This window comes from Streptomyces minutiscleroticus (assembly GCF_014650875.1).
In the GTDB taxonomy this organism is placed as follows: Bacteria; Actinomycetota; Actinomycetes; order Streptomycetales; family Streptomycetaceae; genus Streptomyces; species Streptomyces minutiscleroticus.
Genome location: NZ_BMVU01000025.1, coordinates 49,185 through 67,555 on the forward strand (window position 1 = coordinate 49,185; position 18,371 = coordinate 67,555).

An 18,371-nucleotide genomic window follows, 5' to 3' on the forward strand; every position below is an offset into this window, starting at 1 on the left:
ACGTCTGGGACGCGCAGGACGTGTGGGATGTGTGGGGCCGCGCCGGGCACGGCCGCGCCCGGCGCGGCCGTGAGGCGTGCCGGCCGGTCACCGCGCGGGTGACCGGCCGACAGCGTTGTCAGCGTCCGACGGCGAGCAGGTCGTCGAGCGAGCCCCGGCCCGCCAGCTCGGCCTCGGCGGCCGGGCTCTCCTTGTCCGCGGCGTACCGGCCCGTGGTCAGCGCCCACTCGTAGTTGCCGTTGATCCAGTGCTGGATCGCCTCGACGCCCTTGCGCACGTCCGCGCGCTGGTCGTCCGTCAGCCGCAGCTCGTCGCACATCTCCGGCACCTGCGCCTCCAGGCGGAGGTACTCGTCGAGGCACGCCCGGGTCATGCGGTACGCCTCGGCCGCCGCCTCCTCCCAGCCGTAGCCGCGCTCCCGGTGGAGCACGGCTATCAGGTTGTGCCCGTCGCCCCGCCGCTTCTCGCGCTCGAAGGAGTGGATGTCGTTCATGAAGCCGATGGTGTCGGCGGCGAGGTCGCGCATCCGGACCATCAGCGGGTGCGCCTGCACCTGGGCCGGCACCTCGAAGCCGCGGCTGCGCTCGCCGGCGTCGATGCTGTGGTGGATGCCGACCGTGCGGCGGCGGAACGCGGCGTACTCGTCCAGGCCCAGCGTGCCCGCCAGGCCCCGGGCCGCCAGGTCGACCTCCTCCGTGTGCGCCTGCAGGAACCGCCCCCAGGACGCGGCGAACCGGGTCTGCCAAGTCAGGGACATGCCATGCGAGAGGCGCTCCCAGACCTGGGCCCAGGCCACCGTGATCGGGCAGACGACGCGGGGCGTGCTCCCCGCCGGGCGCAGCGGGGTGACGATGAGTTCCCGGGCGACCTCGGCCACCCGGTCGGCGCGGTCGGGGCGCCCCGCGTCGAACTGGTCGTCGAAGAGGAAGGCCAGCGAGAACCAGTTCATCAGCACGACCATGTCCTCGGCCGAGGCGTGCGGATAGGTGCGCGCGGCGGCCTCGGGCAGGTCCCAGGAGCGGTACTCCTCGAACCCGTCCTGGCTGCGCACCAGGCCCATGTCCCAGACCCAGCGCAGATGGCGCCCGCGGGCGTACTGGAGGTGCTCGCTGACGGGGGTGTCGAAGGGGAGGTCGAAGGTGACGTCCTGCGGCATGCGCGTCCTTTCCAGAGGCGTCGCAGAGTCCCCCGCCGCCCTGCGGGCGGGCAGCCGTGACCGCCGCCCGCCATGATCCAACCGTGGCTCGGTACAAGGTAGTTGACGCGGCAAGAGGCGCGGGCGGCGGTAGCCGTAAAAGATCGTTCCCGTGCACGGCGGAGCGGCCAGGGGGACCCGAGAGGCAGAAGGGGGACGGAGTGCCGCCGGGCCGCGGGGCGGACCGGCCGCGCGGCGTGCGGCGCCGCGGCGCGCGGCTGTCGGAAAAGGGCGGTGCGGGGCCCCGGCGGGGCGGTGGCGCCGACTGTCCGGCCCGGCGCGGGGTATCCGACGACGCAGGAGCGGCGGCACGACCGCTCGCGCGCATGTCCCACCTTCCCGACGGAGGAGATATGGCACTGTTCGTCGCAGGCTTGGTCGTACTGGACTGCTCCGAGCCGGAGAAGCTCTCCGAGTTCTACAGGGAGCTGCTGGAGGGGGAGGTGACGGACGCGACCGCCAACCGCGTGGAGATCAAGGGCGCCGACGGCATGCGCATGGCCTTCCGGCGAGACGTGAACGCCACCCCGCCGAGCTGGCCGCGCCCCGAGAACTCGCTCCAGGCCCACCTGGACTTCTACGTCGACGACCTCGACGCCGCCGAGCGCCGGGTGGTCGACCTCGGCGGCCGCCCGCTGGACACGAAGGACGCGACCGGACCGTTCGAGGAGCGCAGCTACTCCGACCCGGCCGGGCACTCCTTCACCCTGCGCCGCTCGCGCGCCGTCGCGCCCAAGCAGGGCTGAGCGTCCGGGCCGGGCCTGCCGCGGGAGCGGACCGGGCACCCGGTGAGCGGGGCCGGATCCCGTCGGTCGCGGGGGCCGTTCCGGCGGCCGCACGGCGGGGACCGGCCCGAGGCGGACCCTCGTGGCGGTCCGGCGGCAGGCCCTCGCGGTGGAGGCGGGGTCAGTCCCCGCGGTGCGCGCGCAGCGCCGCCAGGGCGCGGTCGGCGTGCGTGCTCATCCTGATCTCGCTGCGCACCACCTCCAGGACCTTCCGGTCCTGGGAGATCACGAAGGTGGCCCGCCTGGTGGGTGCCATCGCGAGGCCCCGCTTCACCCCGAAGCGCTCGCGGACCGCACCGTCGGGGTCGGACAGGAGCGGGAAGCCGAGGCCGTGCCGGCCGGCGAACTCCTGCTGGCGTGACACCCCGTCGCCGCTGACGCCCACCGGCCGCGCCCCGGCGGCCGCGAACTCGGCGGCCAGGTCGCGGAAGTGGCAGGCCTGGGCGGTGCAGCCGGGAGAGAGGGCGGCGGGATAGAAGAACAGGACCACGGGGCCCTCGTCCAGCAGAGCGGACAGCCGGCGCACCGTGCCGGTCTCGTCCGGCAGGGCGAAGTCCTCGACCGTGTCGCCGACGTCGATCCGGTTCCTCACACGCGCTCCTCGCTCCACGGCCGCACCCCCCGGCGCCCCAGCGCCCGCGGCATCCAGGGGGCCGACCTTACTGGAGCGTAAGCGGGTCAGTCCCGGCCGCCCTTCTCGCCGTCCGGCCAGACGCCGGTCGACCGCTCGATGGCCGTCGCGCCGGTGCGGTCCACGGCGCTGCGGACGACGGCGAAGATGGCGCCCTGGACCGCCGCGGCCAGCAGTACCTCGCCCCAGCTGCGGTCCTTGTCGAGCGCGTCGGGGGCGTCGTCCTCGTGGCGGATGAGCTTCCAGGTCTTCTGGAACGCCAGACCCGCCAGGGAGCCGCTCACCCAGCCGAGCGCGAAGCCGATGGGCTTGTAGACGACCGGCATGCTCTTCTTCTTCGCCATCTCCTCGTTCTCCTTCGTCGTTCCGCCCGCACGGACGGTTTTACCGGACCCTTGCTGTGTGTCCTGTTCGGCGCCGGTCACACCGCCCGGGCCGATCGCGCGGCCCGGTCACGCTCCGCGGCCCGGGCCGGCGGCCGCCCCGCCGGCGCGACCTCCTCGCCCGCGGGGACGGGGCCCGGCGGCGTCCCGTCCCCGAAGGGGCGCCCGCCGAGCCGCTCCCGGCCGTGCGGGGCCGTCCAGCCGGACAGGTCCGGGCCGAGGGGTACGACGCGGGTCGGGTTGATCCCCTCGTGCACCTGGTAGTAGTGCCGCTTGATGTGGTCGAAGTCGACCGTGTCGCCGAACCCGGGCGTCTGGTACAGGTCGCGGGCGTAGGCCCACAGCACCTCGTTCTCGGCCAGCTTCCACAGGTTGCACTTGAAGTGGCCGTGGTAGACGGCGTCGAAGCGCACCAGCGTGGTGAACAGCCGGATGTCCGCCTCCGTGATCGTGTCGCCGACCAGGTAGCGCTGCCCGGCGAGCCGCTCGGCCAGCGCCTCCAGACGCCGGAACACCCCGGTGCAGGCCGCCTCGTACTCCTCCTGGGTGGTGGCGAACCCGGCCCGGTACACGCCGTTGTTCACGTCCCCGTAGACCTCGTCCATGACGCGGTCGATCTCCTCGCGCAGCGGGCGCGGGTACAGGTCGGGCGCCCCCTCCCGGTGCAGGGCCGTCCACTCCGTGGCGAGGTCCAGGGTGAGCTGCTGGTAGTCGTTGGTCACCAGGCGGCCGCTGGGCACGTCCACGAGCGCGGGCACGCTCACTCCGCCCGGGAAGCCCGGCTCCCGCGCCTCGTACGCCTCGCCAAGGAACCGGATGCCGAGGACCGGGTCCCTGCCGCCGGGGTCGAGGGTGAACCGCCAGCTGCGGTCGTCCTGGACCGGGTCCGCGACCGCCAGCGACAGCGCCCGCTCCAGCCCCAGCAGCCGGCGCGAGACCAGCGCGCGGCTCGCCCAGGGGCAGGCCCGGCTCACCACGAGGCGGTAGCGTCCCGCCTCCACCGGCCAGCCGTCCCGGCCGTCCGCCGTGACGCGGTCCGTGAAGTGGCTCCTGGACCGCTTGAACGGCTTGCTGCCGTACGCCTTGTTGCTCTCGACGCTGTTCATGTGGTGCCTCGACTTCCTTTCGAAGCGAATGACCCTTTTTCTGGTGGGAGTTCCCCGATATCGGCGGGTTCCCCCGTGTGAGTGACGGGGTCCGGGGCATCCGGCGGACGTGAAGCGATCCTCCTCGACCCCGCAGACCGCATCGTCCGCATCGTCCGCGTCACCCGTGCCGGACGCCGGGCCGTCCGGGCCGGCCGAGCGGCCCGGGTCCTCACCGGCCTCCCGCGAGCCCGCGGAGTCCTCCGGGCCGTGCACGCCGGCCGAGGCGCCCGCCGAGTCCGGCGACGCCTCCTCGCACCACGCCGACCGCAGGACCCGCGTCACGGTGCTGGTGGCGCTGGCCGCCAACCTGGTGATCGCCGCGGCCAAGGCCGTGGGAGGCCTCTTCTCGGGCTCGCCCGCGCTGCTCTCCGAGGCCGCGCACTCCGTCGCCGACAGCCTCAACGAGGTCTTCCTGCTCGCGGCCCTGCGCCGCAGCCGCCGCCCCGCCGACGCCCGGCACCCCTTCGGCTACGGCAAGGAGCGCTTCTTCTGGTCGCTCCTCGCGGCCGTCGGCATCTTCGTGATGGGCGGCTGCTTCTCGTTCTACCAGGGCGTCGAGGCCCTGCGGGGCGGCGGCGAGGAGTCGCAGAGCGGCTACCTGGCGGGCCTGATCGTCCTCGGGGTCGCCCTGGTGTCCGAGGGCGCCTCCCTGCTGCGGGCGCTGTACCAGGTGCGCAAGCAGGGCGGTTCGAAGGGCATGCGCGACCCGGCGCTGCGGACGGTGGTCGCCGAGGACGGCACCGCCGTGCTCGGCGTGACCCTCGCGATGGCCGGCATGGCCCTGCACATGGTCACCGACCAGGTCCTCTGGGAGGCGTCGGCCTCGCTGGCCATCGGGGCGCTCCTGGTGTACGTGGCCTACCGGCTCGGACGCGACGCCCGCGACCAGCTCATCGGGCAGGCCGCCGACTCCGAGATGTGCGACCGCATCCGGGCGCTGCTCGACGCCCAGCCCGAGATCGACTCGGTGGAGTCGCTGCTGACGATGGAGATCGGCCTGGACTCGGTGCTCGTGGCCGCCCGGATCGACCTGGTGCCCGGCATGGACAGCGAGGAGGTCGAGGAGGTGTCCGAACGCATCAAGCGCTCGGTGTCCCACCTGGTCCCGCAGGCCGAGCAGATCTACCTCGACGTGACGGACTCCCGCATCGCGCGCCGCGACGGCCGCGTCGACCCGCCGGCCGTGGCGCACCCGCACGGGAGCGGGGAGGACGCCGGGAACGGCGCGGACACGGGGGACCGGGACGACAGGGACCCCGCCGCGACGGGGGAGCGCGGCGGGGCCTGAGGACCGGGTGCCCGTCCGGCACGGGTTCATGCACGGGGGCTGCCGGGAATCCTCAGCAATCCCGGCAGCCCCTTTCGGCGCCCCGGCCGCGGCGGTCCGGTGGGCCGGCGCGGCCGGCGGTGCGGGACCGGGCGGCGGTCCGCCCGCGTGTCGGCCCCGGCCGGGTCCGGGCCCCGTCCCGCCGCACGGGCGGCCCGCTCCGCGTCGTACGGGCTCCGGGGACGCGCCCTGCCCCGCGTACCGCCGCCCCGGCGGACACGGACACGACACGGATGCGGACATGCCGAGGGGCCCGTACCGGTCCGGTACGGGCCCCTCGGCGCGGGTGCCGGGCGGCGGTGTCGCTCAGTGGCCCTCGGCCGCGCGCTCCAGGACGAAGACCGGGATCTCCCGGTCCGTCTTCTTCTGGTAGTCGGCGTAGTCCGGGAAGGCGGCCACCGCACGCTCCCACCAGAGCGCCCTCTCCTCGCCCGTCACCTCACGGGCCGTCATGTCCTGCCGCACCCGGCCGTCCTGGAGCTCCGCCCGGGGGTCGGCCTTGAGGTTGTGGTACCAGACGGGGTTCTTCGGCGCGCCGCCCAGCGAGGCGACGGCCGCGTAGCGCCCTTCGTGCTCCACCCGCATGAGGGGCGTCTTGCGGATCTTCCCGCTCCTGGCGCCCCGCGTGACGAGCAGGATGACGGGCCGCCCGCCCAGCGTCATCCCCTTGCTGCCGCCGGAGCTCTCGATCAGCTCCACCTGCTCGCGCACCCACTGCGTCGGGCTGGGTTCGTACTCGCCCTCAAGAGGCATGGCAACCGTCCCATCGTCGCGTACCGGTACTGTCCGCCCTCCCGCGGCGGCCGCGCCCCGAAGGGCGCGGCCGCCGAAAGGTCAGGCATCCTCACCGGTACCCGCCGCGGAGGTCGTCGCCACACTCTCGCTGTCGCTCCACCCGGCCACTTCGGCCACGTCCTCCAGAAGGAGGCGGGTGTCCGCGCTGATGCCGGCCAGGGCGGGCACGGCCGCGTACGCCGGGTCCGCCAGGACGGTGGTCAGCCGCCGGTGCGCCGACATCGCCGCCGCGCAGGCGCGCTCGCGCGCCCGCGCCCGCTCGTCCGCGTCCCGCTCGTCCTGCGGCTCCCGGGACCGGTCGTCGAGCGCGCACACGTCGCCCGCCCGGCGCAGCAGCGCCGACAGCGTCCTCGGCACGGGGGCGGGCAGTTCGATGTCGCGCCGGACGGGCTCGCCCAGCGACCGCATGGTCGTGCGGATGTGCTCGGTCATCCGGTCCCAGGTCATGTCCCAGTCGGCCGACGGCGGCGTCGGCAGCGCCCGGCGCAGGCCGAGTCCCGGGTTGAGCCGGCGGCTCTCGTCCGACCAGCGCCGCGAGGACCGCAGATCGGTGATCATGTCCGTCAGCCGCTCGGCCCGGTCGTACCAGCCGCGCGCCCGCTCCCGGTCGTACGGCTCGCGCACCTCGTCGGCGACCTCGTGCAGCAGCTCCGCGCAGGCCGCCGGCAGCCGGGTGCGCAGCCGCCGGACGCTGCGGGTGTAGACCGGCGGCAGCACGAAGGCGTTCACGCAGACGCCGATCACCGCGCCGAGCAGCGTCTCCAGGAACCGGTGCACGATGTCGAAGCCCGAGTACGAGCCGTAGGCCAGCACGAACAGGGCCGCCGTCGGGGCGTTCAGGCCCTGCGTGCCGAACCGCGCGTAGTTGCCCAGCAGCATGGTCAGCGGTAGGGCCAGGGCCATCGCCGCCATCGTGCCGTGGGTCAGCATCGCCGCCCCGGCGGCCAGCAGCGTGCCGATGACGACCACGGCGAACTGCTGGACCGCCGAGAGCAGCGAGCGGTAGACGGTGCTCTGCACCATGAACATCGCCGTCCACGGCGCGAGCAGCGCCATGGGCGCGTCCCACCAGACGCCGGCCACCGCCCAGGCCAGCAGGGCCGCGCCCGCCGCCTTGAGCGACTGCACCGCCGTCTCGCGCTCGGGACCGGCGTCCGTGACGGACCGGCGGACCGAGTACCAGATCGCGGCGGGTTCCCGGCGCAGCGTGTACCAGGCGTTGCGGAGCCTTTCCCGCCCCGTGTTCCGTTGCGCTCGCGTGTCCTCGTTCACCACGGGTGCGTCCGGACCGCGGTTACGGCAGCGGGGTGCCGCCGGTCGCGTTCACGATCTCCGCGGTGATGAAACTCGCCTTCTCGGAGGCGAGGAAGACGTACGCGGGCGCCATCTCGGCGGGCTGCGCGGGCCGGCCGAGCGGGGACTGCTTGCCGAACTCGGACGTGTCCGGCATCGTCGCCGGGATCAGCGGCGTCCACACCGGTCCGGGCGCCACGGCGTTCACGCGCACCCCGTCGGAGGCCACCATCTGCGCGAGGCCCTGTGTGAATGCCTTGATACCGGCCTTGGTGGTGGCGTAGTCGAGCAGGTGCGGGCTCGGCTGGTACGCCTGCACGGACGTGGTGTTGATGATGGAGCCGCCCGAGGGGATGTGCGGCAGCGACATCTTGGAGAGCCAGAACATGCCGTACAGGTTGGTCTTGAGGACCCGGTCGAACTGCTCGGTGGTGATGGCCTGGATGCCGTCCGGCTGGGACATCTGGTAGGCGGCGTTGTTCACCAGGACGTCGATGCGGCCGAACTCGGAGACGGCCCGCTCGACCAGCGCGCGGCACTGCTCCTCCTCGCGGATGTCGCAGGCCACGGCGACCGCCTTGCGGCCCGCCTCCTCCACCAGGCGCACCGTCTCCTGCGCGTCCTTCTCCTCCTCCGGCAGGTACGTGAACAGCACGTCGGCGCCCTCGCGCGCGAACGCCAGCGCCACGGCGCGGCCGATGCCGGAGTCCCCGCCGGTCACGATCGTCTTGCGGTCCGTCAGCTGCCCGGAGCCCACGTAGGAGTCCTCACCGTGGTCCGGCCGGGGCTCCATGGCGCCGGTCGAGCCCGGGTGCTCCTGCTCCTGCTGCGGAAGGTCGGGCTGCGGGTACTTGGTGGTGGGGTCCTCGGTCATGGTGTCCTTCCTCGTTCCTTCTTCTTCGGCCGGCGGTCGTGGGGGAACCTCAGCCGGTGGTCGTGGGGGGCTCGGCGAGCGGGACGCGCAGCGCGCTGCGCCCCTGCCGCCAGGCCCGGAGCAGATGGGCGCCCAGACGGTCCTCCAGGTGGCCGGTGGCGTGCACCCCGAAGGCGATGTCGGCCTCCAGGTGCGGTTCGTCGGCGAGCAGGCCGCCGACCACGTCACGGCGTACGACCTGCTCGTGGACGGCGTCGGCCTCGACGTGCTCGTCGTAGAAGCGCTGGGCGGCGGGGCCCGCGCCGGCCCTGCGCAGCGCCTCGGCCAGCCGGCGCGAACCCGGCGAGGAGGTCACCTCGACGGAGGCGAAGTGGCCGACGAGCGCGCCGCGCAGGGCGCGGTGCAGGCCGAACAGGGACATGAGGTTGACGGTGGCGAGCGCCTCGGCGGGCGCCGCCTCCAGGTAGTGCCCGTACGTCGTGTCCAGGCCCAGGTCCGTCATCAGGTCGGCGAAGAGCTGGGCGTGGATCTCCTCCGGGCGCCCGCCGCCGAACTCGTCGAACTCGATGGCCACCATCGCCGCCTTGGCGCGCCCGCGCAGCCGCGGGATGACCCAGGCGTGCGGGTCGGCCTCCTTCAGGTGGTACAGCGAGCGCAGGGCCGCGTACTCGCGCAGCTGCCACAGCTCGCCGTCGCGCTTGAGGTGGTGGCTGACGCTGTTCTCGTCGTGTCCGACGGGCTCCACGAGCAGCCCGGCCAGCGCCCCCTCGGCGTCGCCGTCGTGCGGCACGTCGGCGCGCAGCGCGTCGAGGAAGCGCCGCTCCAGCGTGCGGCGGGCGCCGAGCAGCGCCGGGTCCCACTCCCGGTCGTCGGGCACGCCGTCGAAGCCCTGGTAGTGCAGCTCGTACAGGAGGTAGAGGGCGAGCTGGAGGTCGTCGCCGTAGGGGTCGCCGACCGTCGCGGGCCAGGGGCCGAGGTCGCCGCCGCGCAGGGCGCGCACCACGGCCCCGGACAGCTCGCCCCGGGGCTCCGGCAGCAGCGGGCGGGCCGTGGCCGCGGCCCGCGGGTCCATCGTCGTCGTCATGAGGTCTCCTCCCCCTTCTTCACACGGCGGCGGTGGCTGGTGTCGCACCACGGGTAGGTCCGGCTGCGCCGGCAGGTGCAGATGGCGGCGGCGAAGCGCCGCGAGGTGGTGACGGTGCCGTCGTCGCCGACCACCTCGACGGGCCCCTCCACGAGGACCGGGCCGCCGGGCTCCACCGTGACGCGGCGGGGGCGCTCAGGGTCGTTCGGCACGGACGACCACCAGTTCCTCTCGGGTCTCGTCGTGGCTGCTCAGGCCCTCCTCGCACAGCCACTGGTGCCGGGAGCGCAGCACCGGGCCGTAGGGCACGAGGGCGCGGTCGGCGACCTCCGCGGTCAGTCCGGCGTCCGCGAGCCGCTTCAGCGTCGCCTCGGTGCCGCACAGGGCGGAGTGGACGAGCAGCAGCGTCCCGCCCGGACGCAGCACGGAGGGCGCCGTGTCGCAGATGCGGTCCAGGAGCGCCCGCCCGTCCAGGCCCGCGTCCCAGGCCCGGGCCGCGCCCCGGCGCGGCAGCCGCGGGTCGGGGCAGGGCACGTACGGCGGGTTGCTGACGACCAGGTCGTACGAGCGCCCCCGCACGGCCGAGGTCAGGTCGCCGCGGCGGACGGTGACGCGCTGGCCGGCGAGTCTCGCGTTGAGGCGGGCGGTCAGCACGGCCCGCCGGGAGATGTCGACGGCCGTCACGCTGGCGCCCAGGCGGGCCGCCTGCACGGCGAGCGCGCCGCTGCCCGTCCCCAGGTCCAGGACCTCCGTCTCCGGGCCGATGTTCTCCCGGCACAGCGCCCGGGTCAGCAGGTTCGTGTCGTACTGCGGGGCGTAGACGCCCGGCAACGTCACCAGAGGAGCGGACGGACCCGGCCTCAGGGCTTCCGCGGTCATGGATACCTCCGATCGGCGCGCCCCAGCGGGGACCGCCCTCTTCACCCTCCGCCCGTCCGGGGTCCGCCACCACTCGTGGATGGCGGACCCCGGACGGGCGGAGAGGCGCCAGTCGCTGTCGTGACCCTGGGTGCCCCGGTGTCCGCGGTCCACACCTGACCTCGTACGACGCCGCATATGCCGATCCGGCGGCGGGCCGCGGCACCGCCCGTCCCGGATCCGCCCCGGGGCCGTCCCGGCGGACCGCGGCGCCGTGTGCGCGGAGGTCAGCTCCCGGGTCCGGCGCTGACGCGGACGGTGCGCACCTCCGGGTCCGTGGCGTCGGGGATGTTCATGCCCGCCTCGGCGCCCGTGCGCAGATAGCGCAGGACCCGTTCGTTGAGGCGCTCGCCGGGCAGCACCGCGGGGATGCCCGGCGGATACGGCGTGATCATCTCGGCGGCGATGCGTCCCACCGCCTCGGCGACCGGCACGTCCTCCACCGGCCCGAAGAAGGCGTCGCGCGGGAGGTCCACCTGGGCCAGCCGCAGCTCGGCGGGGGGCGGGACGTCCACCCGCGGCGCGGGCCGCAGCTCCGGGGCCACTCGGACCAGTTCCCGCAACGCCCTCAGGAGCGCGTCGGCCGTCTCCCGGTCGTCGGCGTGGGTGAACTGGGCGCCGATCCGGCGGTGGTCGGACAGGTGCAGGTCGATGCGGTGGTGCTCGCGCAGCCAGTCCGCGGCCCGGTAGCCGGTGGTGCCCAGTGCGGTGATGTCGATGACGATGGGCAGCGGGTCCATGTCGTCGGCGAGGCCGGGGCCGCAGAAGTCGTCGCGGCCGTGCACGTGCAGCCCGTCGATCTTCTCGATCTCCGCCCGCACCTCGTCGGCCAGGTCGAGGGCGTGCTGCATCAGGTCGCGGCCGTGCTCCACCATCTGGCGGCGCCAGCCGTCCAGGCCCGCGTAGATCAGGACGGACGGGCTGGTGGTGTCGAAGAGGTCCGCGCGGGTCTGCAGCAGGTGCGGGTCGATCAGGTCGCCCTGCAGGTGGTACACCGACCCCTGCTCCAGGCCGCTGCCCATCTTGTGGATGCTGGTGACGCAGAGGTCGGCGCCCGCGTCCATCGCCCAGGAGGGCAGGTCCGGGTGGAACGGCAGGTGCGCGCCCCACGCCTCGTCCACGATCAGGGGCACCCCGCGGCGGTGGCAGACCTCCGCGATGCGGCGCAGGTCGGCGCAGGTGCCGTACGGGGTGGGCGTGGTGACGAGGGCGCCCTTCGCGTCGGGGTGCGCCTCGAAGGCCCTCTCGAAGTCCTCGGCCGACGGCGGGTGCGCCAGGTGCCGCTCGGCGTCCCAGCGGGGATCGACCCAGACCGGGTGGATCCCGGACAGCACCAGGCCCGAGACGACCGACTTGTGCGCGTCCCGTCCGACGATCAGCTGCTGGTGCGGTCCGGCCACGGACAGCATGGCCGCCTTGACCGACAGCGAGCTGCCGCAGGTGGAGAAGAACGTGTGGTCGGCGTGGACGGCGTCGGCCATCAGACGCTCGGCCCGCTCCAGCACCTCGTGCCGGGTCCGGCGGTCGTCGAGGCCCCCGGAGGCCAGGACGTCCCCCAGGAAGACGGCGTCCCCCAGGACCTCGCGCACCCGGGGGTCGGCGCCGCGGGCCTGCTTGTGACCGGGCGGGGTGAAGGGCAGGCGGCCCTTGCGGTGGTAGTCGGCGAGTGCTTCCAGTACGGGTGCTCGAGAGTGATCGGTCGGCATGGCGGGCGGGTTCCCGGGAGAGGGCGGGCCCAATCCGGCGGTCCGCCGTACGGGGCGTCCGCGCGGCCAGGACGCCCGCCGTAGGCGTGCGGGCGCGGGCCGCGGGGGAGGGGAGGCGCCCCCGTACGGCCGGGACGGGCGCGCGTACGGCCGGGGGACGGGGAGCGGCGGCCGTACGCGCGCTCCGGGCGCCCGCCGGGGCGGGCGCCCGTCTGGCGGGTGCCCGTCGGAACGGCCGTCGGGCCGGTGCCCGTCAGAACGGGTAGTGCGCGTGCTGCGTCGCCAGCGTCACCCAGCGCGTGTTGCTGAACGCCTCGATGCCCCAGCGCCCGCCGAACCGGCCGTAGCCGCTGGCCTTGAACCCGCCGAAGGGCGCGGTGGGCTCGTCGGCGACCGACTGGTCGTTGACGTGCACGATGCCGGTGGAGATCCGGCGCGCGACCTTCAGGCCGTGGGTGCCGTTCTCCGTGATGATCCCGCAGGTCAGACCGTGCTCGGTGGCGTTGGCCAGGGCGATGGCCTCCTCGTCGGTGGCGAAGGCGGAGACCACGGCCAGCGGGCCGAACGCCTCGCCGTGGTACAGCTCGGCCTCCTCGGGCAGGTCCGTGAGCACGGTCGCCGGGTGCAGGGCGCCCTCGGGCTCCGTCCCGCCGGTCAGCACGGTGGCGCCCTTGTCCACCGCGTCCCGGACGAGGGCCGCGACGCGGCGGGCGGAGTCGGCGGTGATCAGCGGGCCGACGACCGTCGACGGGTCGGTCGGGTCGCCGGCGGCCAGCGAGGCGGTCCTGGCGACGAACTTGGCCGTGAACTCCTCGGCGAGGCTCTCGTGGACCAGCACGCGGTCGGCCGACATGCAGATCTGGCCGGAGTTCATGAAGACGGAGAAGACGGCCGCGTCGACGGCGTAGTCCACGTCGGCGTCGTCCAGCACGATCACCGAGTTCTTGCCGCCGAGTTCGAGGACGGCGGGCTTGAGGTGGCGGGCCGCGTGGACGCCGATGACCCGGCCGACGCCCGTGGAGCCGGTGAAGTTGACCGCGCGCACGCGCGCGTCGGCGACCAGCGCCTCGGCGACCTCGGCGGCGTCCTCGCGGGCGTTGGTGACGACGTTGAGCACGCCGTCGGGCAGGCCCGCCTCGCGCAGCACGTCCGCGATGAACAGGCCGCAGGCGACCGGCGCGTCCTCGCTGGGCTTCATCACCACGGTGTTGCCCGCGGCGAGCGGCGCGGCGACGGACCGCACGCCGAGGATGACCGGCGCGTTCCACGGCGAGAAGGCGGCCACGACACCGACCGGTTCGCGCACGGCGAGCCCGAGCGCGCCCTCCTCCTGGGCGCTCAGCACCTCGCCGCGCGGGGCGGTCACCGCGGCGGCGGCCTCGCGCAGGATGTCCGCGGCGAGCCCGGCGTTGAACATCGCCCACGGCCGGACGGCGCCCACCTCGCTCGCCATCGTCTCCACGACCTGCTCGGTGCGCTCCTGGAGCAGGTCGGCGGCGTCGAGGAAGATCCGGCGCCGGGCGGCGGGGCCGAGCGCGGCCCAGGCGGGGAAGGCGGCCTGCGCGGCGTCGACGGCCCGGGTGACGTCCTCGACGCCGGCCGCCGCGACCGTGGCGTACACCTCGGAGGTGTGGGGGTTCACGTCCTCGGTGGTACGGCCGGAGGCCGCGGGTACGTCCTTGCCGCCGATGAGCAGGTCACGATGGAGGGTCATGCGCGGGTCTTCCCGTTCGTGCGCGGCGAGACGGCCGGGCCCGTCCCGAGCCGCGTGTTCGCCTGGTGAACAATTCTCCATTGAATGTTCAAAGGAGTCTGCAACGCGGGCCTTCCCACGTCAATGGTCCGGCGCCCCCTCCGCCACCGGTACGGCACGCGCACCCTCACCGGTGCGGTCGTCCACCGGTGCCGGCGCGGACGGCACCGGCGGGAGCCGCGCGTTCAGGACAGCGGCGGCGAAGGGATCGCGCCACGCGGGGCGCCGCCGGGGCGGCGGCGCCGGCCCCGGACCGGAGGGCGGTGGACGCCTCCGGCCCGCCGGACCCCGCGGCCGGACCCCCTGCGGCACCGGCCGGAAGGCACCGCCCCGTATCCCCGGAATCCGGCCGGACCGGATGTCCGGCACATCTGGCCGAACTTCGGGTGGTTCCGTGCATGACCCAGGCATCTAATGAAGATCGGTACGAGGGACTTCCCGCTCGCGAGGTCAGTGAGGTCAGCCATGACGGAATCCGTCGCCTTCCCGCAGGACCGTACCTGCCCCTACCACCCGCCCACCGCCTACCGGCCGTTGCGCGAGGCCAGGCCGTTGTCCCGGGTCACCCTCTTCGACGGCCGCGACGTCTGGGTCGTCACCGGTCTCGCCGCCGCCCGCGCCCTCCTCGGCGACCCGCGGCTGTCGTCCGACCGCGAACGGGCCGGCTTCCCCATGCTCAGCCCCCGCTTCGCCGCGGTCCGCGACCGCCGCACGGCGCTCCTGGGCGTCGACGACCCCGCGCACCACGTCCAGCGGCGCATGCTCGTGCCGAGCTTCACCCTCAAGCGGACGGCCGCCCTGCGCCCCCGCATCCAGGAGACCGTCGACCGGCTGCTGGACGCCATGGTCGAACAGGGGCCGCCGGCCGAGCTGGTGGGCGCGTTCGCGCTGCCGGTGCCGTCCATGGTGATCTGCGCGCTGCTCGGCGTGCCCTACGAGGACCACGAGTTCTTCGAGGAGCAGTCGCGCCGGCTGCTGCGCGGCCCCACGGCGGACGACACCATGCGGGCCCGCGACCGGCTCCACGCGTACTTCCACGAGCTGATCGACCGCAAGCGCAAGGACCCCGGGGACGGGCTGCTCGACGAACTGATCGCACGTCAGCTGGACGAGGGCGCGCCCGGCCGCGACGAACTGGTCGACCTGGCGACGATCCTGCTGGTGGCGGGCCACGAGACGACCGCCAACATGATCTCGCTCGGTGTGTTCACGCTGCTCGCCCACCCGGAGCAGCTGGCCGAGCTGCGCGCCGAGGACTCCCTGATGCCGGCGGCGGTGGAGGAGCTGCTGCGGTTCCTGTCCATAGCGGACGGCATGGTGCGGGTGGCGGTCGAGGACGTGGAGATCGCCGGTACGACGATCCGGGCGGGCGAGGGCGTCGTCTTCTCCACCTCGGTCATCAACCGCGACGCGGACGTCTACGCGGAGTCCGACGCCCTGGACTGGCACCGCTCCTCGCGCCAGCACCTCGCGTTCGGCTTCGGCATCCACCAGTGCCTGGGCCAGAACCTGGCCCGCGCCGAGATGGAGATCGCCCTGCGCTCGCTGTTCGCGCGGCTGCCCGGGCTGCGGCTCGCGGTGCCCGCCGAGGAGATCCCCTTCAAGCCGGGCGACACCATCCAGGGGATGCTCGAACTCCCCGTCACCTGGTGAGACCGTCCGGGGGAGGCAGGAGCCGTGGGCACCGACATCGACATCGACAAGGACCGCTGCATCGGGGCCGGACAGTGCGTGCTGACGGCTCCGGACGTCTTCACCCAGGACGACGACGGCCTCAGCGGACTGCTCCCGGGCGCCGAGGGCGGCGCTGACGGCGCCCTGGCGCGGGAGGCCGCCCGGTCCTGCCCCGTGGGAGCGATCACCGTCGCCCCGTAGGGGAACGGGGCACGGGCGGGTAGGGTCCCGGGATGACCGAGAGCGCCCGCGGCCCCTTCCTCTACCTCGTCGTCTGCGCCGCCGGAGTCGCCGAGGACGTCGGCGCGGCGGCCGGCCTCGCCCAGGAGCGGGGCTGGCGGGTCGGCGTGTTCGCGACGCCGCTCGCGACGCGGTTCTTCGACGTGGCGGCCATGGAGGAGCGGACCGGCCGACCGGTCCGCTCCGCCTGGCGGGCGCCCGGCGACCCCCGCCCGTTCCCGGACCCCGACGCCGTCCTGGTCGCGCCCGCCACCTTCAACACCGTCAACAAGTGGGCGGCGGGCATCGCGGACACCCTCGCCCTCGGCACCCTGTGCGAGGCCCACGGGCGGGGCGTCCCGATCGCCGTGCTGCCGTGCGTGAACCCGGAACTGGCCGCCCACCCCGCGTACCGGGAGAGCCTGGAGCGGCTGCGCGGCATGGGCGTCCGGTTCGCCGGGCACGACGGCGGCCGCGACGGCTTCCCCTGGGGAAAAGGGCTGGATCTGCTGCCCCTCGGCACGCACCGCTGACCGGCGCCGTACCCGGCTGCCGCCCGGGGCGGCTCCCGCGCCGGGCGCTCACTCGCAGCCGACGGTGGGCCCGGCCAGGGCGCGGTCCGTGTGCAGCTCCTGCCCGCGCGGCATCCAGTAGGACAGCTTGGAGACGATCGTGCCGCAGGTGTCCTTGACCGCCGCGTGCACGACGACCGTGGCGGGGCGGCCCGGCTGGAGGTCGGTGAGCGCGCAGTCCAGCGCGTGCGCGTTCCGCGTCGTCGACGGGTAGCGCCCGGTCAGCGGGTTCACGCAGCGCGGGTCCGTCGTGGTCAGCTCCGTCCCGGTCGCCTCCTCGCCGATGAGCCCGAGGCGCGCGCTGCCGTCGCCCTCGTCGCTGTCGCGCGCGACGGTGTACGTCAGCGTCGTCACGGTGCCCGGCCGCACGGTGCGGCGGTCGACCTCGACGCGGTGGGTGGGCGGTGCGGCTCCCGCCGGGTCCGCGGAGGCGCGCCCGGCGGACTGCGGGGCCTGTGGGGCCTGTGCGGCGGACGGCGGCGGCCCGCCCGGGACCGCCCAGGCCACGGTGGCGGCCACCGCCGCCGCGACGATCAGGGTCCGGGGCCGCGTACGGAGCGACGCCCGCGTCGGACGGTTCGGCACCGCCACCTCCCGCAGGTCGTGACCGGCCCGGCGCCGGTCGTCCGAGGGCAGGATGCGCGACCGCTGGGGTCCGTCCGGCGCTCCCACGCCGTACGGTCACCTGGCGGCAGCAACGCCGGGGCCCGTGTGCCGGTACCGCGCCGCGGCCGTCCGCACCCCGCGGCGCCCGGGCGGCGCCCGCTCCGCCCCGCCCGGGGCCCCGGCCGGGACCGCTCAGCCCGTCCTGCGGACGTACCCGGCGTCGTCCGGGGTCGAGACCTCCAGGTCGCGGCGGACGACGGCGATCCGGTCGCCGAAGCCGGCGACCGCCTTGCGCAGCCCGCTGTCGGTGTACTCGACGTCCACGACCCGGTCGTCGTACGCCTCCGCGTACGTCCCGCACTCGTCGTACGCCCCGCACTCCTCGGTCACGGCGAAGTCGAACCCCGCACGGGCGCGCCGGTCCAGCAGCTCCGCCGTGTTCTTCTGGCCCACGGCCAGCCCCCGCGCGTGGGCGTGCCGGGTCAGCAGCCGGGCGAACGCCACGGCGTCGTCGGCGGTCAGCAGGCCGTCGGAGCGGGTGTAGCTGTCGTAGTTGTCGGGTTCGACGGCGTCGTAGCCCTTCTCGGCGCAGCCGTCGACCCACCGGTTCACGCGCTCGGCCACCCGCTCGCGCTTGACGGCGGTGGAGATGTCGAGCAGCGCCTCGTCCCAGTCCTCGTCGACGACGGGCTCGCCCTCGTCGTCGCGCAGCACCAGGTCGTCGGGCCAGTCGGCCAGTTCGTCGGGCTGGGCCTGGAAGGCGTTGACGTAGCAGATGTTGTACAGGCCGGGGGCCGGGTCCGCCGCGCGGTCGCGGCTGACGACGCGGACCCCGGCCGGCGGGCGGTAGGCGCCGCCGATCTGGTAGTCGAAACCGGCGTGCCGGGGCGGCGGCTCGACGCCCGGGTCCTCGGCGGTCCGCCGGTCCGCAGCGGTCGCGCCGGGGCTCGCGGAGCCGGTGGAGCACGAGGTCAGCAGGGTGAGGGAGACCAGGGCAGCGGCCGCGCCGGCCGCTGCGCGACGGGCAGCATGTACGACGGGAATGATCGCTCCCTCACTCATGGGGACGCCCAGGCCGCCACGGCCTTCGCCGCCGGGCGGGCGCCCTGCTCCGTGCCGGGCCGCGCGCCCGGTCACGCCCGTGATCAAAACGCGCGGCGGCGGCGCGCGTCAAATACGGACGGAGGCGGAGGCGGGCGCGGGGGTGGGTGCGAGGCGGGTGCGGGAGCGACGCGGCGGCAGACGCGGGGCGTCCCGCTCGCCGCCCCGGACGAGGACCCGCCGCACCGCCCGCCCCGCGTGCGGCGCTCCTGCCGGACCCGGCGCGGACGGCTACCGTGGCTGGTGGCCGGTGGCCGGTGGCCGGTGGCCGGTGCGCCCCCGGACGCCCGTGCGGACGAAGGAGAGC

Annotated in this window: 19 protein-coding genes; 5 read left to right on the forward strand and 14 right to left on the reverse strand. The window is 74.7% G+C overall.

Annotation, left to right across the window (positions count from 1 at the left end):
• Positions 1-118: 118 nt before the first annotated feature.
• Positions 119-1,156 carry a 7-epi-alpha-eudesmol synthase gene (locus IE271_RS23025; protein ID WP_190192304.1) on the reverse strand — a complete coding sequence of 346 codons (1,038 nt, stop codon included), beginning with the start codon at positions 1,154-1,156 and terminating at the stop codon, positions 119-121.
• Between the two features lie 392 nt (positions 1,157-1,548).
• Here IE271_RS23025 and IE271_RS23030 point away from each other — a divergent pair, with 392 nt between their 5' ends.
• Positions 1,549-1,941, forward strand: coding sequence for a VOC family protein (locus tag IE271_RS23030; protein WP_190192305.1), 393 nt, complete (start codon positions 1,549-1,551; stop codon positions 1,939-1,941).
• A gap of 160 nt (positions 1,942-2,101) precedes the next feature.
• Here IE271_RS23030 and IE271_RS23035 read toward each other — a convergent pair whose 3' ends face one another.
• The 3 genes from IE271_RS23035 to IE271_RS23045 form a co-directional block, all read right to left on the reverse strand.
• Entirely contained in the window at positions 2,102-2,572 is a 471-nt protein-coding gene (locus IE271_RS23035) for a peroxiredoxin (RefSeq protein ID WP_308435203.1), read from the reverse strand.
• Positions 2,573-2,658: 86 nt separating this feature from the next.
• Positions 2,659-2,955: a DUF4235 domain-containing protein gene (locus tag IE271_RS23040; RefSeq protein WP_190192306.1), complete on the reverse strand. Its 297-nt coding sequence runs from the start codon at positions 2,953-2,955 to the stop codon at positions 2,659-2,661.
• A gap of 77 nt (positions 2,956-3,032) precedes the next feature.
• Complete coding sequence (locus IE271_RS23045; RefSeq protein WP_190192307.1) at positions 3,033-4,100, reverse strand: glutathione S-transferase family protein; 1,068 nt, start codon at positions 4,098-4,100, stop codon at positions 3,033-3,035.
• Positions 4,101-4,425: 325 nt separating this feature from the next.
• Between IE271_RS23045 and IE271_RS23050 the strand changes: the two genes are divergently transcribed.
• Positions 4,426-5,430, forward strand: coding sequence for a cation diffusion facilitator family transporter (locus IE271_RS23050; RefSeq protein ID WP_229919505.1), 1,005 nt, complete (start codon positions 4,426-4,428; stop codon positions 5,428-5,430).
• Between the two features lie 345 nt (positions 5,431-5,775).
• Here IE271_RS23050 and IE271_RS23055 read toward each other — a convergent pair whose 3' ends face one another.
• The 8 genes from IE271_RS23055 to IE271_RS23090 form a co-directional block, all read right to left on the reverse strand.
• A complete protein-coding gene (locus tag IE271_RS23055) occupies positions 5,776-6,222 on the reverse strand; it encodes a nitroreductase family deazaflavin-dependent oxidoreductase (RefSeq protein ID WP_190192308.1) in 447 nt (148 codons plus the stop codon).
• 81 nt (positions 6,223-6,303) lie between these two features.
• Positions 6,304-7,536: an FUSC family protein gene (locus tag IE271_RS23060; protein ID WP_190192309.1), complete on the reverse strand. Its 1,233-nt coding sequence runs from the start codon at positions 7,534-7,536 to the stop codon at positions 6,304-6,306.
• A gap of 22 nt (positions 7,537-7,558) precedes the next feature.
• Positions 7,559-8,431, reverse strand: a complete 873-nt coding sequence (locus IE271_RS23065) for an SDR family oxidoreductase (RefSeq protein ID WP_190192310.1) — start codon at positions 8,429-8,431, stop codon at positions 7,559-7,561.
• Positions 8,432-8,480: 49 nt separating this feature from the next.
• The gene (locus tag IE271_RS23070; RefSeq protein WP_229919499.1) at positions 8,481-9,515 is read right to left on the reverse strand and encodes an iron-containing redox enzyme family protein; all 1,035 of its coding nucleotides are present in this window, start codon (positions 9,513-9,515) and stop codon (positions 8,481-8,483) included.
• Positions 9,512-9,727 carry a CDGSH iron-sulfur domain-containing protein gene (locus IE271_RS23075; RefSeq protein ID WP_190192311.1) on the reverse strand — a complete coding sequence of 72 codons (216 nt, stop codon included), beginning with the start codon at positions 9,725-9,727 and terminating at the stop codon, positions 9,512-9,514. Before IE271_RS23075 ends, IE271_RS23070 begins: the two co-directional genes overlap by 4 nt.
• Positions 9,711-10,394 carry a HemK2/MTQ2 family protein methyltransferase gene (locus IE271_RS23080; protein ID WP_190192312.1) on the reverse strand — a complete coding sequence of 228 codons (684 nt, stop codon included), beginning with the start codon at positions 10,392-10,394 and terminating at the stop codon, positions 9,711-9,713. Before IE271_RS23080 ends, IE271_RS23075 begins: the two co-directional genes overlap by 17 nt.
• A 266-nt stretch (positions 10,395-10,660) precedes the next feature.
• The gene (locus IE271_RS23085) at positions 10,661-12,139 is read right to left on the reverse strand and encodes an aminotransferase class I/II-fold pyridoxal phosphate-dependent enzyme (protein WP_190192313.1); all 1,479 of its coding nucleotides are present in this window, start codon (positions 12,137-12,139) and stop codon (positions 10,661-10,663) included.
• A gap of 253 nt (positions 12,140-12,392) precedes the next feature.
• Complete coding sequence (locus IE271_RS23090; protein WP_190192314.1) at positions 12,393-13,853, reverse strand: aldehyde dehydrogenase family protein; 1,461 nt, start codon at positions 13,851-13,853, stop codon at positions 12,393-12,395.
• 504 nt (positions 13,854-14,357) lie between these two features.
• Between IE271_RS23090 and IE271_RS23095 the strand changes: the two genes are divergently transcribed.
• From IE271_RS23095 to IE271_RS23105, 3 genes are read left to right on the forward strand one after another with little or no spacing between them, the layout of a single operon-like run.
• Positions 14,358-15,545 (forward strand): cytochrome P450, encoded by a 1,188-nt coding sequence (locus tag IE271_RS23095; RefSeq protein ID WP_229919500.1) that lies wholly within the window; start codon positions 14,358-14,360, stop codon positions 15,543-15,545.
• A gap of 24 nt (positions 15,546-15,569) precedes the next feature.
• The gene (locus tag IE271_RS23100; RefSeq protein ID WP_190192316.1) at positions 15,570-15,767 is read left to right on the forward strand and encodes a ferredoxin; all 198 of its coding nucleotides are present in this window, start codon (positions 15,570-15,572) and stop codon (positions 15,765-15,767) included.
• 32 nt (positions 15,768-15,799) lie between these two features.
• A complete protein-coding gene (locus IE271_RS23105; protein ID WP_190192317.1) occupies positions 15,800-16,318 on the forward strand; it encodes a flavoprotein in 519 nt (172 codons plus the stop codon).
• 48 nt (positions 16,319-16,366) lie between these two features.
• Here the strand turns inward: IE271_RS23105 and IE271_RS42220 are convergent, their stop codons facing one another.
• Positions 16,367-17,029: a hypothetical protein gene (locus IE271_RS42220; protein WP_229919501.1), complete on the reverse strand. Its 663-nt coding sequence runs from the start codon at positions 17,027-17,029 to the stop codon at positions 16,367-16,369.
• 126 nt (positions 17,030-17,155) lie between these two features.
• Positions 17,156-18,025 carry an endo alpha-1,4 polygalactosaminidase gene (locus IE271_RS23115; protein ID WP_190192318.1) on the reverse strand — a complete coding sequence of 290 codons (870 nt, stop codon included), beginning with the start codon at positions 18,023-18,025 and terminating at the stop codon, positions 17,156-17,158.
• Positions 18,026-18,371 lie beyond the last annotated feature (346 nt).

Excerpts from the sequence above, each read along its gene's own strand:
- IE271_RS23025 (WP_190192304.1), bottom strand. The coding sequence starts at position 1,156 with ATGCCGCAGGACGTCACCTTCGACCTCCCCTTCGACACCCCCGTCAGC.
- IE271_RS23030 (WP_190192305.1), top strand. The coding sequence starts at position 1,549 with ATGGCACTGTTCGTCGCAGGCTTGGTCGTACTGGACTGCTCCGAGCCG.
- IE271_RS23040 (WP_190192306.1), bottom strand. The coding sequence starts at position 2,955 with ATGGCGAAGAAGAAGAGCATGCCGGTCGTCTACAAGCCCATCGGCTTC.
- IE271_RS23045 (WP_190192307.1), bottom strand. The coding sequence starts at position 4,100 with ATGAACAGCGTCGAGAGCAACAAGGCGTACGGCAGCAAGCCGTTCAAG.
- IE271_RS23055 (WP_190192308.1), bottom strand. The coding sequence starts at position 6,222 with ATGCCTCTTGAGGGCGAGTACGAACCCAGCCCGACGCAGTGGGTGCGC.
- IE271_RS23065 (WP_190192310.1), bottom strand. The coding sequence starts at position 8,431 with ATGACCGAGGACCCCACCACCAAGTACCCGCAGCCCGACCTTCCGCAG.
- IE271_RS23070 (WP_229919499.1), bottom strand. The coding sequence starts at position 9,515 with ATGACGACGACGATGGACCCGCGGGCCGCGGCCACGGCCCGCCCGCTG.
- IE271_RS23080 (WP_190192312.1), bottom strand. The coding sequence starts at position 10,394 with ATGACCGCGGAAGCCCTGAGGCCGGGTCCGTCCGCTCCTCTGGTGACG.
- IE271_RS23085 (WP_190192313.1), bottom strand. The coding sequence starts at position 12,139 with ATGCCGACCGATCACTCTCGAGCACCCGTACTGGAAGCACTCGCCGAC.
- IE271_RS23090 (WP_190192314.1), bottom strand. The coding sequence starts at position 13,853 with ATGACCCTCCATCGTGACCTGCTCATCGGCGGCAAGGACGTACCCGCG.
- IE271_RS23095 (WP_229919500.1), top strand. The coding sequence starts at position 14,358 with ATGACGGAATCCGTCGCCTTCCCGCAGGACCGTACCTGCCCCTACCAC.
- IE271_RS23105 (WP_190192317.1), top strand. The coding sequence starts at position 15,800 with ATGACCGAGAGCGCCCGCGGCCCCTTCCTCTACCTCGTCGTCTGCGCC.
- IE271_RS23115 (WP_190192318.1), bottom strand. The coding sequence starts at position 18,025 with ATGAGTGAGGGAGCGATCATTCCCGTCGTACATGCTGCCCGTCGCGCA.